This window comes from Kitasatospora sp. NPDC003701, from assembly GCF_053587085.1.
Window position 1 is genome coordinate 51,076 of sequence record NZ_JBSFNM010000003.1, and the last position, 13,953, is coordinate 65,028.

12 protein-coding genes and 1 riboswitch are annotated in these 13,953 nt (G+C 74.5%); of the genes, 5 read left to right on the forward strand and 7 right to left on the reverse strand.

The window, feature by feature from the left end:
• The first annotated feature begins 68 nt into the window (after nt 1–68).
• From aceA to ACWDRR_RS03855, 3 genes are all read left to right on the forward strand, one after another.
• Nucleotides 69–1,361 (forward strand): isocitrate lyase, encoded by a 1,293-nt coding sequence (gene aceA, locus ACWDRR_RS03845; protein ID WP_449770574.1) that lies wholly within the window; start codon nt 69–71, stop codon nt 1,359–1,361.
• A 148-nt stretch (nt 1,362–1,509) separates the two neighbouring features.
• Nucleotides 1,510–3,120, forward strand: a complete 1,611-nt coding sequence (gene aceB, locus ACWDRR_RS03850; RefSeq protein ID WP_449770575.1) for a malate synthase A — start codon at nt 1,510–1,512, stop codon at nt 3,118–3,120.
• Nucleotides 3,121–3,145: 25 nt separating this feature from the next.
• Nucleotides 3,146–4,012 (forward strand): 3-hydroxybutyryl-CoA dehydrogenase, encoded by an 867-nt coding sequence (locus ACWDRR_RS03855; protein WP_449770576.1) that lies wholly within the window; start codon nt 3,146–3,148, stop codon nt 4,010–4,012.
• A gap of 81 nt (nt 4,013–4,093) precedes the next feature.
• Here the strand turns inward: ACWDRR_RS03855 and ACWDRR_RS03860 are convergent, their stop codons facing one another.
• Nucleotides 4,094–4,573 carry a flagellar hook-length control protein FliK gene (locus ACWDRR_RS03860; RefSeq protein ID WP_449770577.1) on the reverse strand — a complete coding sequence of 160 codons (480 nt, stop codon included), beginning with the start codon at nt 4,571–4,573 and terminating at the stop codon, nt 4,094–4,096.
• A 35-nt stretch (nt 4,574–4,608) separates the two neighbouring features.
• The gene (locus ACWDRR_RS03865; RefSeq protein WP_449770578.1) at nt 4,609–5,691 is read right to left on the reverse strand and encodes a peptidase; all 1,083 of its coding nucleotides are present in this window, start codon (nt 5,689–5,691) and stop codon (nt 4,609–4,611) included.
• 97 nt (nt 5,692–5,788) lie between these two features.
• Nucleotides 5,789–5,943, reverse strand: a riboswitch (cobalamin riboswitch).
• Nucleotides 5,944–6,105: 162 nt separating this feature from the next.
• Between ACWDRR_RS03865 and cobF the strand changes: the two genes are divergently transcribed.
• On the forward strand, nt 6,106–6,864 hold the full coding sequence (gene cobF / locus ACWDRR_RS03870) for a precorrin-6A synthase (deacetylating) (protein ID WP_449770579.1): 759 nt from the start codon (nt 6,106–6,108) through the stop codon (nt 6,862–6,864).
• A gap of 67 nt (nt 6,865–6,931) precedes the next feature.
• Here cobF and ACWDRR_RS03875 read toward each other — a convergent pair whose 3' ends face one another.
• The 4 genes from ACWDRR_RS03875 to ACWDRR_RS03890 form a co-directional block, all read right to left on the reverse strand.
• Nucleotides 6,932–8,101, reverse strand: a complete 1,170-nt coding sequence (locus tag ACWDRR_RS03875; protein ID WP_449770580.1) for a CopD family protein — start codon at nt 8,099–8,101, stop codon at nt 6,932–6,934.
• A 188-nt stretch (nt 8,102–8,289) separates the two neighbouring features.
• On the reverse strand, nt 8,290–8,886 hold the full coding sequence (locus tag ACWDRR_RS03880; protein ID WP_449770581.1) for a MarR family winged helix-turn-helix transcriptional regulator: 597 nt from the start codon (nt 8,884–8,886) through the stop codon (nt 8,290–8,292).
• A 245-nt stretch (nt 8,887–9,131) separates the two neighbouring features.
• Nucleotides 9,132–10,076 (reverse strand): M56 family metallopeptidase, encoded by a 945-nt coding sequence (locus ACWDRR_RS03885; RefSeq protein WP_449770582.1) that lies wholly within the window; start codon nt 10,074–10,076, stop codon nt 9,132–9,134.
• Nucleotides 10,073–10,453 carry a BlaI/MecI/CopY family transcriptional regulator gene (locus ACWDRR_RS03890; protein WP_449770583.1) on the reverse strand — a complete coding sequence of 127 codons (381 nt, stop codon included), beginning with the start codon at nt 10,451–10,453 and terminating at the stop codon, nt 10,073–10,075. The genes ACWDRR_RS03885 and ACWDRR_RS03890 overlap by 4 nt, the downstream gene beginning before the upstream one ends.
• A 465-nt stretch (nt 10,454–10,918) precedes the next feature.
• On the opposite strand from ACWDRR_RS03890, the gene ACWDRR_RS03895 reads away from it, so the two are divergent.
• A complete protein-coding gene (locus ACWDRR_RS03895) occupies nt 10,919–11,902 on the forward strand; it encodes an aldo/keto reductase (protein ID WP_449770584.1) in 984 nt (327 codons plus the stop codon).
• A gap of 116 nt (nt 11,903–12,018) precedes the next feature.
• Here the strand turns inward: ACWDRR_RS03895 and ACWDRR_RS03900 are convergent, their stop codons facing one another.
• Entirely contained in the window at nt 12,019–13,602 is a 1,584-nt protein-coding gene (locus ACWDRR_RS03900; RefSeq protein WP_449770798.1) for a carbohydrate binding domain-containing protein, read from the reverse strand.
• Nucleotides 13,603–13,953 lie beyond the last annotated feature (351 nt).

Genomic DNA, 13,953 nt, shown 5'->3' on the forward strand with positions numbered 1-13,953 from the left:
CGGCCGCACTCCACCCGCGAGGTGAAAACCCTCACACCCTTCGCAACGAGCATTCCCGGGAGCGGATCATGACGCAGTCGGTTCGGCAGCAGCAGGAGCAGCAGGCGGCGGAGCTGGCCGCCCGGTGGGCCGCCGACCCCCGCTGGGCGGGTGTCGAGCGCAGCTACACGGCGGCCGACGTGGTCCGGCTCTCCGGGACGGTGCGCGAGGAGCACACGCTGGCCCGGCGCGGCGCCGAGCGGCTCTGGAAGCAGCTGCACGAGCAGGACTACATCCACGCGCTCGGCGCGCTCACCGGCGGCCAGGCCGTGCAGATGGTGAAGGCCGGCCTCCAGGCGATCTACCTGTCCGGCTGGCAGGTCGCCGCCGACGCCAACCAGGCCGGCCAGACCTACCCGGACCAGAGCCTCTACCCGGCCAACTCGGTGCCCCAGGTGGTGCGTCGGATCAACAACGCGCTGCTGCGGGCCGACGGGATCGACGCCGCCGAGGGCAACGACGGCCCGGACTGGCTGGTGCCGATCGTCGCCGACGCGGAGGCCGGCTTCGGCGGTCCTCTGAACGCCTTCGAGCTCACCAAGGGCATGATCGCGGCCGGCGCCGCCGGTATCCACTACGAGGACCAGCTCGCCTCCGAGAAGAAGTGCGGCCACCTCGGCGGCAAGGTGCTCGTCCCCACCTCCCAGCACGTCCGCACCCTCAACGCGGCCCGGCTGGCGGCCGACCTCGCGGACGTGCCGACCGTGATCGTGGCCCGCACCGACGCGCTCGCCGCCAATCTGCTGACCACCGACGTGGACGAGCGCGACGCCCGCTTCTGCACCGGCGAGCGCACCGCCGAGGGCTTCTACCGGGTCGAGCCGGGCATGACGCCGGTGATCTCGCGCGGCCTGGCCTTCGCCCCGTACGCGGACCTGCTCTGGGTGGAGACCGGCACCCCGGACCTCGCCCAGGCCCGCGAGTTCGCCGAGGCCGTCAAGGCGCAGTACCCGGACCAGCTGCTCGCCTACAACTGCTCGCCGTCGTTCAACTGGAAGGCGGCCCTGGACGACGACCAGATCGCCAAGTTCCAGGGCGAGTTGGGCGCGATGGGCTACCGCTTCCAGTTCATCACGCTGGCCGGCTTCCACGCGCTGAACCACTCGATGTTCCAGCTCGCCAAGGGCTACGCGGAGCACGGCATGACCGCCTACGTCGACCTCCAGGAGGCCGAGTTCGCCGCCGTCCCGGACGGCTACACGGCGGTGAAGCACCAGCGCGAGGTCGGCACCGGCTACTTCGACGCGATCAGCACCGCGCTCAACCCGAACGCCGAGACGCTCGCCCTGACCGGCTCCACCGAGGCCGAGCAGTTCCACTGAGCCGACCCGGCCGGCCGGCTCCCCCCACGGCCGGCCGCCCGTGTGACCCCCGCCCGGGGCCCCGTTGAGGGACGGGACCGGGTGGCCGCCACCGCCCGGGGCCGCGTCGGGGAGACGCGGCCCCGGGCCCACCTTCCTGGAGAGCCGGATGACCCTGACCAGCCGTATCGAGATCCTCGGCGAGCACGAGGAGCGGTTCGAGGAGATCCTCACCCCCGAGGCCCTGCAGTTCCTGGTCCGCCTGCACGACGCCTTCGCCGGGCGCCGCGCGGAGCTCCTCGCGGAGCGCGGCCGCCGGGCCGCCGAACTCGCCGCCACCGGCACCCTCGACTTCCTGCCGCAGACCCGCGCCGTCCGCGAGGACCTCGGCTGGCGGGTCGCGCCGACCGCGCCCGGCCTGGCCGACCGCCGGGTGGAGATCACCGGCCCGCCCGAGCGCCGGATGACCGTCAACGCGTTGAACTCCGGGGCGAAGGTGTGGCTGGCGGACTTCGAGGACGCCACCTCCCCCACCTGGCACAACCTCGTCTCCGGGCAGCTCAACCTGCTCGACGCGATCGAGCGCCGGATCGACGACACCACCCCGGAGGGGAAGCGCTACCGGATCGGCGACACGCCCGCCACCATCGTGGTCCGCCCGCGCGGCTGGCACCTCGACGAGGCCCACCTGCTGGTCGACGGCCACCCGGTCGCCGGCGCCCTGGTCGACTTCGGCCTCTACCTCTTCCACTGCGGCAGGCGGCAGATCGAGCGCGGCAGCGGCCCGTACTTCTACCTCCCCAAGCTGGAGAACCACCTGGAGGCCCGCCTCTGGAACGACGTCTTCACCTTCGCCCAGGCCGAGTTGGGCATCCCGCACGGCACCGTCCGGGCCACCGTGCTGATCGAGACGATCACCGCCGCCTTCGAGATGGACGAGATCCTGTACGAGCTGCGCGAGCACGCCGCCGGTCTCAACGCCGGCCGCTGGGACTACCTGTTCAGCCTGATCAAGAACTTCGCCGACCAGGGCCCCCGCTTCGTGCTGCCCGACCGCGCCCAGGTCACCATGACGCAGCCCTTCATGCGCGCCTACACCGATCTGCTGGTCCGCACCTGCCACCGCCGCGGCGCCCACGCGATCGGCGGCATGGCCGCCGCCGTCCCCAGCAAGGACCCGGCCGCCAACGAGGCCGCGCTCACCAGGGTCCGGCTCGACAAGGAGCGCGAGGCCGGCGACGGCTTCGACGGCTCCTGGGTCGCCCACCCCGGCCTGGTCGCCACCTGCCGGGCCGTCTTCGACGCCGTGCTGGGCGAGCGGCCGCACCAGCTCGACCGCGGCCGCGAGGACGTCGAGGTCACCGCCGTCGACCTGCTCGCCGTCCAGCGGCTGTCCGTCGGCCTGCCCACCGAACAGGGCGTGCGCTCCAACGTGGCGGTGGCCCTGCGCTACCTGACCGCCTGGCTCGGCGGCACGGGCGCCGTCGCCGTCTTCGGCCTGATGGAGGACGTGGCCACCGCCGAGATCGCCCGCTGCCAGCTGTGGCAGTGGCAGCACCACTGCTCCCGGCTCACCGGCGGCTCGCTCGCCACGCCGGACATGGTGCGGCGGCTGATCGACGGCGAGCGGGCCGCGCTGCTCGCCGAGGGCGCCGACCCCGCCCTGGTCGACGACGCGGTGCGGATCCTGGAGGAGACCGCCCTCGGCGCTGACCTCCCCGCCTTCCTCACCACCGAGGCCTACGCCCGCCACCTGGTCCGCGTCCGCACCGCGGCCTGAGCCGCCCCAGCAAGGAGACAGCGCCATGAACGAGATCCGACGGGTGGCCGTGGTCGGTGCCGGGCAGATGGGCTCCGGCATCGCCGAGGTCTTCGCCCGCGCCGGCCTGGACACCGTGGTCTGCGAGCGGGGGTCGGACGCACTGCGCGCGGCCCGCGCCCGGATCGACCGCTCCCTGCACCGCGCGGTCGACCGCGGCCGGCTCAGCCAGGGCGGGCGCGAGGACGCCTGGGCCCACCTGCTGTTCGCCGACGACCTGGAGGCCCTGGCCGACCGTCAGCTGGTCGTCGAGGCCGTGGTGGAGGACGAGGCGGTGAAGACGCGGGTGCTGGAGACCCTGGACAAGGTGCTCGCCGACGAGCAGGCCGTGCTCGCCACCAACACCTCCGCCATCCCCGTCACCCGGCTCGGCATCGCCACCGGCCGCGCCTCGCACGTCCTCGGCCTGCACTTCTTCAACCCCGCGCCGGTCATGCCGCTGGTCGAGGTGGTCGCCTCGCTGCACACCGACCCGACCGTGCTCAACCGGGTGGAGGGCTTCGCCGCGGACGTCCTCGGCAAGCACGTGGTGCGCTCCCGGGACCGGGCCGGCTTCGTGGTCAACGCCCTGCTCGTGCCGTACCTGCTGTCCGCGATCCGGATGGCCGAGGCCGGCCACGCCACCGCGCAGGACATCGACGCCGGCATGGTCCACGGCTGCGCCCACCCGATGGGCCCGCTCGAACTCGCCGACCTGATCGGGCTGGACACCGTCCAGGCCATCGCGCAGTCGCTGTACGACGAGTACAAGGAGCCGCTGTACGCGCCGCCGCCGCTGCTGGCCCGGATGGTCGAGGCCGGGCTGCTCGGCCGCAAGGCCGGCCGCGGCTTCTACCCGCACCGGGCGGCCTGAGCGCGCCGGTGCCCCGGTCTCCGTCGCGGAGGACCGGGGCACCGGCGTGCTCGGGGGCGGTCAGGGCGTGGTCAGGCGCGGTCAGGGCGCGGTGATGCCCGGCTGGGCGCCCGCGCCGAAGGACCAGCCCTCGACCTCGCCCGGCGCCGGGTCGTAGCTGCCCGCACCCAGGTTGCTGTACGACCACGGGCCGCCGTGCTGGGCGTGCCAGTACGACCAGTAGGCGCTGCCGGTCGGGTTGGTGCAGGTCGCCGGCAGGGCGTTGATCTTGCAGACGAAGCCGGGGAACCGCGGGTGGAAGGCGTACGAGAATCCGGCGCCGGTCAGCGCGGCGAGCCCGCTGGCCGGGTCGCCGGGGGCGCAGCCGGTCTGGATGCCGCCGCCGACGGCGGTGAAGTCGACCACGACGGTGACGCCGGTGGTGCCGGTGCAGGCGGCCGCCTGCGCCTGCGGGGCCTGCACGGCGGAGGCGCCGAGCAGGCCGGCGGTGAGGGCCGCGGCGGCGGCGATCGAGCCGAGGGTGCGGCGGGCCGGCCGCGCCGGGGCGAGGGTGTCGGTCATCGGGGTGCTCCTGGGGGTGTCGGTGCGTTCGGCGTTCAGTGCGCGGCCGGGCAGGCCGCGGTGGGCGCGGCCGGACGCGCGCCGGCGGCGGAGAGGGTGGCCAGCGGAGTGCCGGCCAGGCCGAGGACGGCCTGCGCGGTGGCCCGGGCGCCGTTGGCCGGGTTGAAGCCGGACGCGTCGTAGGCGACCGCCCCGCGCACGGCCGGAGCGGCCGCGCAGCCCTGCTGGAGCTTGACCAGGCTGCTCCAGCCCTTGAGGCCGGCGACGAGGCGGCCGCCGGAGAACAGCGCCTGGGTGGCGAGGCCGGTGGTGTTGGCGTTGGAGGCCGTCGCCCCGGCGGCCGCGAAGCCGCCGTCGGCGTTCTGGTGGGCGGTCAGCCAGCCGAGCCCGGCGTTCGCCTTGGCGGTGCGGCCGGTCGCGGCCAGGGCCTGGGCGGCGAGCGCGGTGGCGTCGGGGTCGCTGGTGCAGGTGGCCTGGCCGAAGGAGACCGGGAAGCCGCCGTCCGCGCACTGGCTGCCGGCGAGGAAGTCGACGGCGGCGGCCGGGGCGCCGCCGGGGGCGCGGTGGAGCGCGATCAGGGCCAGCGACTGCCCGAACGCGTTGCTGTAGTCCCCCCACTGCGACCGGTCGGAGAACCGGCCGCTCGGGCTCTGCAGCGAGCGGAGCCGGGCCGGCAGGTCGACGCCGCCGAAGGCGGCCGGGTCGCCGCCGCGGACCTCGACGGCGAGCAGCAGCTTGGCCGTCGCCCCGGCGTACGCCTCGGTCGAGCCGTCACCGAGGTAGCCGCCGATGACCTCGGGCCTCGCCAGCCAGGCGGTGGCCCGGGCGGCGGCCTGGTCGGAGCTGCGGGAGGCGGCGAAGGCCAGCACGGCGTCGATGGTCAGCCCCTGGTCGGGGTAGGCGGTGCCGTCGAAGACCGACTCGAAGTGGTCCCCGTCGACGAGCTGGCGGGCCAGCCAGCCGGCCGCGGCGGCGTCCGGGCGGTGGGTGCCGGCGTCCTGTGCCGGGGCGGCGGTGGCCGGGGCCGGCGCGGCCTGGGCGGCGGCCGCCGGGAGCACGGTGGCGAGGGCGAGCGCGGGTATCGCGAGCAGGCCGAGGGAGCGGCGGAGCACGGGCACGGGAGGCCTTTCCGGGCCTGGACGCAGGGGCCCGGAGAGCCTCGGCACCGCGCCGGCCGACCCTCGGAGCTCCGGCCCGCAGACCACGACGGGAGGAGTGGACACCTCTCCGCCGCCGGGTACTCGGGCTCGCCGCCGACAGCCGTCGGCGGCCTACCGTTGCGGGTCAGCGCCGGATTCGAACCGGACTTCCCCCGACGGCGGAGTCAGAACATGACGGCTCATCATGGCGACGGCGAAAAGGCCGGGTCAAGGGTCCGTGCGTGACATCACAGCGCTCGCGGACCGGTCGTCGGCGACCGACCCGTCGCCCGCCCGGCAGGGCCGTGCCGGGTCCCGTCCGGGCGGCTCGTGCGCCCGGACGGACCGGCCGCCTGAGCACGGTCACCGCGGGCGGGCGGCACAATCACTGGCATGCAGCACATCTTCCTCATCGGCATCGGCGCGGGCGATCCCGACCACCTCACCCTGCAGGCGGCCAAGGCCATCGCCCGCACCGACGTCTTCTTCATCCTCGACAAGAACGAGGAACGGCAGGACCTGATCCGGCTGCGCCGGCAGATGCTGACCGAGCACGGCCGGCCCGGCCACCGCGTGGTCGAGGTCCCGGACGCGGAGCGGGACCGCACCACCCCGGCGTACAGCGCGGCCGTGGACGACTGGCGCAGCCGGCGGGCCGACCTGGTCGAGCGGCTGGTCACCGAACACCTCGGCCCGGAGGAGACCGGCGCGTTCCTGGTCTGGGGCGACCCGAGCCTCTACGACAGCGTCATCGCCGTCGTCGACGAGGCGCTGGCCCGCGGCCGCGTCGCGTTCGGGTACGAGGTGGTCCCGGGCATCAGCAGCGTCTCGGCGCTCGCCGCCCGGCACCGCACCACCCTGACCCGGGTCGGCCGCCCGGTGCAGATCACCACCGGCCGCCGCCTCGCCGAGGGCTTCCCCGAGGACGTGGACGACGTGGTGGTGATGCTGGACGGCCGGGCCGCGTTCACCGGGATCGACCCCGAGGGCCTGGAGATCTTCTACGGCGCCTACCTCGGCACCCCGGACGAGATCCTCGCCGCCGGCCCGCTCGCGGAGACCGCCCCCCGGATCCGCGAACTGCGCGAGGAGGCCCGCGCACGCAAGGGCTGGATCATGGACACCTACCTGCTCCGCCGCTCGGAGGGCTGACGGCCCCCGGTGCGCCCCGGCCCGGGGGCGCACCGGCCTCGCTGCCCGCCCGGCGCGGCACGGGTGTTCAGGCGGTGGCGGCCTCCGGGCGGCGGGACAGGGCGTCGGCGGCCTTGGCCGTGGCGTAGAAGGAGACGGCCAGCGCGATGACCAGGGCCGCGCCGGCGGCGAAGACGCTGCCGGAGGAGACGGCCTTGGCGCTGCCGGCCTCGGTGCGCGCGGAGCCGGCGATGAAGGGCACGACCACCAGGACGGCGAGACCGAGGGCGACCTCGCCCCAGACCACCTTGGGGAAGTGCCGCAGGGTGAGGTGGAGGAGCGAGGAGGTGTCGTCGGCCCGGCGGGCCCGGGCGATGCGGGGCATCAGCCAGAACTGGTTGAAGGCGCCCGCGGTGACGAGACCGGCGACCAGGAGGATCTTGACGAGCAGGGCGATGCCGTAGCCGGTGGTCCACAGCTGGGAGATCGCACCGACGTGCTTCCAGCTGAGCCAGAGGCCCGAGACGGTGACCGCGCCGACGCAGATCATGGCGACCAGGCCGAAGCGGCGCCAGATCCCGGCCCAGAGCAGACCGGCCCCCTCGCCGAGGCGGCCGCGGCTGCCGGCGAGGGCGACCAGGAGCGCGAGGCCGCCGAGCCAGACGGTGCCCGCGACGATGTGGGTCTGGTCGAAGGCGAGGTCCAGCCACTTGTCCAGGTCGGCGGGCTTGGTGGCGGGGACGGCCGCGATCAGGGTGACGGCGAGGGCGAGCGGCAGCGCGGTGAGGGCGACGGCGTCCGTGTGCCGGCGGACGGCCGGCACGAACAGGGCGACCAGGACGGCGGCCGTCACGGCCAGGACGGCGTTCTGGACCAGGTAGACGGTGCCCTGGGCGATCCAGGCGCCCTTGGCCGCCGGGGCCTGGAGGTAGTCCCAGAGGCGTCCGGGGGCGAGGGCGTCGCCGAACGGCATGCCCTTGCCGGCGCGGGCGAGGCGGGCGGCGAGCTGGAAGTAACCGGCGATCAGCAGCACCACCCCCGTCCAGGCGAGGTAGGTCGCCGATCTTCTTCGCAGCACCTCGGCGTCCTGGCCGCCGGTTTCCGCGGCGCGCAGCGCGGGGCGGACGCTGGTCGCGTAGGTGACGGTGGCGCCGATGGCGCCGCTGAGGCCGAGGAAGTAGCCGGTCTTGGTGAGGATCCGCCAGGCCTGGGGCATGGTGTATCCGGCCGTGGTCGCGGCCAGCAGGGCGTGATTCATGAGGTTAGGCTAACCTCATTTCGGCGGCCGCCGGCCCCCTGGAGGGCGCCGGTTGTTCAATCGTCATCTTCTTGTGAGCTACCGGCCGGTCAGCACGGCGCCGCCGTTTCACCTGGTGAGACGGCTGCGGGCGGCCGCGCTCCGCCGCTGCCCGCCGTTGCCGCTGCCCGCCGTTGCCGCCGCCCCGGCTACGGGGCGGCCGGGGCCCCGCCGTCGCCCCCGCCGTCGCCCTTGCCGTCGTCGTCGGCGGCATCCCCACGCTCGACGACCCAGTCCCGGTGGCGCTCGCGGTTCAGGACCCAGTCGGAGGCCCGAGGGGGCGCCGGGCGCACCGCGTCACCGCGGGACGCGGTCGCGCACACCCGCCGCAGCAGGGAGTTCAGCTGGGTGCGCTCCCCCCGCGTCAGGGAGGCCAGCAGGCCCTCCTGCACCGCCGACGCGTCACCGTGCAGGATCTCCAGCGCGACCTGCCCGGCCGAGGTGAGCGTCAGCACCTCGTGCCGGCCGCCGACCTGGACGAACAGGGACTGCACCAGACCCGCCGCCAGGAGCTCGTCGAGCGTCCGCGCGGTCTCCGCGGCGGCGCCCTGGACGTGGGCGAGCAGATCGGGGCGGGCATGCGGCCCCAGCCGGGCCAGCATGGAGAGGACGGACAGGTGGGCCGGGCTCATCCCGCGGAACTCCAGGCGCTCCGCGAGCAGGGAGTCGGCCGCCCGGCCGGCCTCCGACAGAAGGTGAACGGTCTGCTCGAAGGGGCTCGACGATCCCTTTCTCCTGTCGTACACGTCGCATCCAATCGCTGGGGAGGGCCGCACCACCTCCGGCGGGGGTCACGGGAACCACCGACGCCATGCCACGCTGCCGAACGCCGGCCACAGGAGGACCGCAGGACCCGCTCGCGCGCCGCGCCGGGCACGGCACCGCGCTGCGAGGTGAACCGAGGCTAACCATAGCCGCGCCCGGGGCCATCGGTCTACATCGATGTCGTCCGTCGCGCTCCGGTTGTGCCCCCCGCCCCCACGAACGTTCGTCAGCGCCCCCGCACGGCCTCCGCGGCGTACTCCACGTACTCGTGCAGCCCGTACGCCAGCCCCAGGCTCAGCAGCGCGACCGCCGTCACCGCCGCCAGGCACACCACGCCCGCCCGCAGCGCGCGCCCGCGCGGCCGGCGCGGCACCGACCCGAGCAGCGCCTCGACCCGCTGCGGAACCGGCCCGGCGCCCACCGACAGCAGCGGGTTCCGGCTCCCGCCGGCCCGGCCGACGGCGGACCCGGCCAGCGCCGCCCGCGCGATCGCCGTCGCCGCCAGCCGACGGTCCCCCACCGCCCCGGCCGCGGCCTCGTCCGCCCACCGCTCCAGGTGGAAGCCCAACGCCTCCCGCAGGCCCCGCAGCGCCGGGTGCACCGCGGCGGCGAGGTCCGTGACGGCGGACAGCAGGTGGTGGCGGCCCGCCAGATGGGCGCGCTCGTGCGCCAGCAGCACCTGCCGCTCCGCCGGCCCGAGCGCCCGCACCATGCCCGCGGTCACCACGACCCGCCCGGGGCGGCCGCGAAAGGCCGGCAGGGCGAACGCCTCCGCGTCGGCACCCGGCACCACCAGCACATCGCCGTCGGCCACCCCGTCACCGGTCGACCCCCAGGCCCGCGCCAGCAGCGCGCGGTGTTCGCGCCACCGGCCCACCAGCAGCACGGCCTGCACCGCCAGTACGACCCCGGCGACCCCCGAGACCGGCACGACGGCCGGCCACTCGACCAGCACGCGCGACAGGGGGAGCCGCTCCAGGGAGGCGAGGAACGGCACGTGGAACAGCGCGACCAGCGCCGCCGCGGTGCCCCCCGCCAGCAGCACGGCCGCGCCCGCCAGCGCCAGGCACGCCTCGCGGGGCGGCAGGAGCGCGGCCAGCCGGCGGGCCGCCGCCACCGCACCCCACGGGCCAGCCAACGCCAGCGTGACCAGGGCCAGGAAGACCGTCATCCGCGATCCTCGGATTCCAGGAGAAGGCGCCGCAGCACCTCCTCGTCCCCCTCGGACAACGACGACACGAACCGCTTCAGCACCAGCTCCCGACGGGGGTCGCTCTCCAGCTCCCGGCGCATCCGCCCGGCCACCAGCCCGGCGGCGTCGGCGACCGGCGCGTAGCCGAAGCCCCGCCCCGCACGGCTCCGCGCCAGCGTCCCGTTCTCGTGGAGCCGGCCCAGCACGGTCGCCACCGTCGTCCTGGCCAACCCCTTGCCGAGCGCCTCGTTGACCTCCTGCGCCGTCAACGGCCGGCCGGCCGCCCACAGCACGTCCAGCACGTCCGCGACCAGCTCGCCGTGCGGGCGCCTGGCGTCCCGACTGTCCTCCACCATCTCTCCGCCCTCTGCCGCACCGCCGGACAGGCGTGCAGCGGACCCGGCGATGCGCGAACCCCCGCCACCGCCGACTACATGGACGTAGACGATCCGGTCGGATATTTGTAAGGTATGCCTCATCTAACTGTACGGGCACCCTCACGACCCCCCTCCGCGCACCCGCGGGGACCGGTCAGTGGCAGGCCTCGTGCCGCCGCCCGGCCAGGACGGTCGCGGCCGGCTCCGCGAGGGCGCGCTCGACGGCCCCCTACCCCTCGGCCGCCCCCTGCCCCTCGGCCGCCCCGGGCCGGATGCTCGGGTCCGGGGTGACACCGCCGTGGCGGCCGGCGAGCGAGTGCCGGGGCAACAACCGCTGGTCGAGGCGCCCCGACGCGACCCCGACGCGCCCGGGTCGGAACGCTCTGCCGTCGTCCGGCCCGAGTACCGTCGAAGCGCCGTTCCGTCAGTTGTGGAGGAGTCCTCGTGGAACACCGCGCACTGGGCGACCAGGGCCTGACCGTCAGCGTCCAGGGCCTCGGCTGCATGGGCATGAGCGCCTTCTACGGTGCCACCGACGAGACCGAGTCGCTGGCCACCATCGACCGCGCGCTGGAGCTCGGCGTCACCCTGCTGGACACCGCCGAGAGCTACGGCCCCTTCGTCAACGAGCAGCTTCTCGCCAAGGCGCTGGCAGGCCGCCGCGACCGCGCCGCGGTCGCCACCAAGACCGGCGTCGAGATCACCGACGAGGGCAGGGTGATGGGCCTCAACGGCCGGCCCGAGTACGTCCGCCGGGCCCTCGAACGCTCGCTCCGGCACCTGGGCACCGACCACGTCGACCTCTACTACCTGCACCGCATCGACCCCGGGGTGCCGATCGAGGAGACCGTCGGCGGCCTGGCCGAGCTGGTCGCCGAGGGGAAGGTCCGTCACATCGGCGTGTGCGAGGCCTCCGAGCGGACCATCCGACGAGCGCACGCCGTCCACCCGCTCACCGCCGTCCAGACCGAGTACTCCCTCTTCGAGCGCGGCATCGAACAGGACGGGGTGCGCGACGCGCTGCGGGAGCTGGGCATCGGCCTGGTCGCCTACTCCCCCCTGGGGCGCGGCTTCCTGTCCGGTGCGATCACCAGCCCCGACGACTTCGCCGAGGACGACTGGCGCCGGACCGACCCCCGGTTCCAGGGCGAGAACTTCGACCGCAACCTGCACGTCGTCCGCGAGGTCCGCCGCATCGCGTCCGACAAGGGCGTCACCCCCTCCCAGCTCGCGCTCGCCTGGGTCCTGCACCAGGGCGCCGTCGCCATCCCCGGGACCAAGCGCCGCCGCTACCTCGAGGAGAACGTCGCGGCGACCGAGGTGACCCTGACCGCCGAGGACATCGCCGCGATCGAGGCGGTCGCACCGCAGGGCGCCGTCAGCGGCGACCGCTACCCGCCCGAGTACATGGGGACGCTCAACGGCTGACGGCGACCGCACGGTGGACGGTCCGGGCCCGGGCCGTCCACCGCGGTGGTTCCGGTCGGTCGGTGACCGGCCCCGGCGCGACAGGGTGCGCCGGGGCACGGGAGATCAGCGGGACGTCAACGGCCCTGGAGGGACTTGACGTTGTCGCCGAAGGTCCAGCCCTTCGAGCCGTCCCAGTTGATCGACCACGTCATGAGCCCCTTCAGCGAACCGCTGAAGGCGTTCCACGACTGGCTGACCAGGCTGGGCGCCATGTAGCCACCGCCCGCGCCGGGTTGGGCCGGCAGGCCGGGCACCTGCTTGTCGTAGGGCACCTTGATCGTGGTGCCCTGGATGACCAGGCCGTTGTTCAGGCACGTGGTCTGCGCGGTGAAGCCCTGGACGGTGCCGGCCTGGTAGGAGTCGCCGGAGCAGCCGTACATGCTGCCGTTGTAGTACTGCATGTTGAGCCACCACAGGCGCCCGTTGTCGACGTACTTCTTGATGATCGGCAGGTAGGAGCCCCAGATCGACCCGTAGGTGACGCTGCCGCCGGTGACGTAGGCGGTCTCGGGGGCCATCGTCAGGCCGAAGCCCGCGGGCATCTGGGCCAGCACGCCGTCGATGATGCGGATCAGGTTGGACTGGGAGGCGGACAGCGTGTTGATGCTGCCGCTCCCGGACAGGCCGGTCTCGATGTCGATGTCGATGCCGTCGAAGTTGTACTTCTTGAGGATCGGGACGACGGTCGCCACGAACTTGTCGGCGACGGTGCTGGAGCTGAGGTCGATGCCGGCGGCGGCGCCGCCGATCGACATCAGGAGCGTCGCCCCGGCCGCCTTGGCCTGGCACATCTCGGCGGGGGTCGAGACCTTGACGCCGGCGTCCATGCCGTCCTGCCACAGGACGGTGCCGTCCGAGAGGATCACCGGGAAGGCGGCGTTGATGACGTTGTAGCCGTGCGCGGCGATCCGGCTGTCCGTGATGGGCACCCAACCCATCCCGGGGTGGACGCCGTTCGCGGCGCCGTCCCAGTTCTCCCAGTAGCCCTGAAGGACCTTGCCCGACGGCTTGGGCTTCGTGGCGCAGGTGTCGCCCGGCGGGGTGGTCGTCGGCGGGGTGGTCGTCGGCGGGGTCGTGGTGGGCGGCGTGGTCGTCGGCGGGGTGGTGGTCGGCGGAGCGGTCGTGGGCGGAGCGGTGGTCGGCGGCGCGGTGGTCGGGGTGACGGTCGGCGTGGGGCTGCTGCCGCCGGGGCCGCTGAGCGACACGTCGTCCGCGTAGTACGCGGGCTGCCCGTACCAGCCGTGCAGGTAGACGGTCACCGAGGTGGTGGTCGGCCCGGTGGTGAAGGCGACGCTGAGCTGGCTGTACGACGCGCTGTTCGGCGTCCAGGTGGACGGGGTACCGGTGATGCCGGTCCCGGTGGCGCCCAGGTAGACGTAGCTGCCCTGGACGTAGGCGCTCAGCGTGTACTGGGAGTTGGGCTGCACGCTGACGGTCTGGGCGCACTGGGCGGTGTCCTGGCCGGTCGGCGTGGCCTTGAGCGCGGAGGCGCCGGAGTGGACCGGGCTGCCGACGGCCGCGCCGGATCCGCCGGAACAGGTCCAGTCGGAGAGCCCGTTCTCGAAACCGGAGTTGGCCACCAGGTTGGGGGTGGCGGCCCCGGCCGTGACGGAGCCGGCCACGGCGACGCCGGCCGCGATGACGGCGGCGGCGCTCACCCCGGCGAGGGAGCGCCGCAGGACGGGTGCTCCGTGCTTGGCGCGGCCGGCCGGGCTCGGCCTCGATGCGCGTTCCACGGTCGCCCGCTGCGGGCGGGGTGCTCGGACCGGCTCGCTCCCGGCCCGCTCGCCGTCGAGGCGGCCGGGATCCGGAGAGGGGCGGAAACCGCCCGACGGACGTGGAGTACGTGACCTTCGACGGAACATGCTGTGCTCCCTTTCCCGCCGAGCGCCATGGACATGACCGACGCGTGGGGGCGTGACGCCCGGCTCTGGGTGAGGTGGGGACATGTGGGGCTGTGCCGGACCGGATCGTAGGTGGGGCGGCAAGGCCCGTCAATAGGTCTGGAC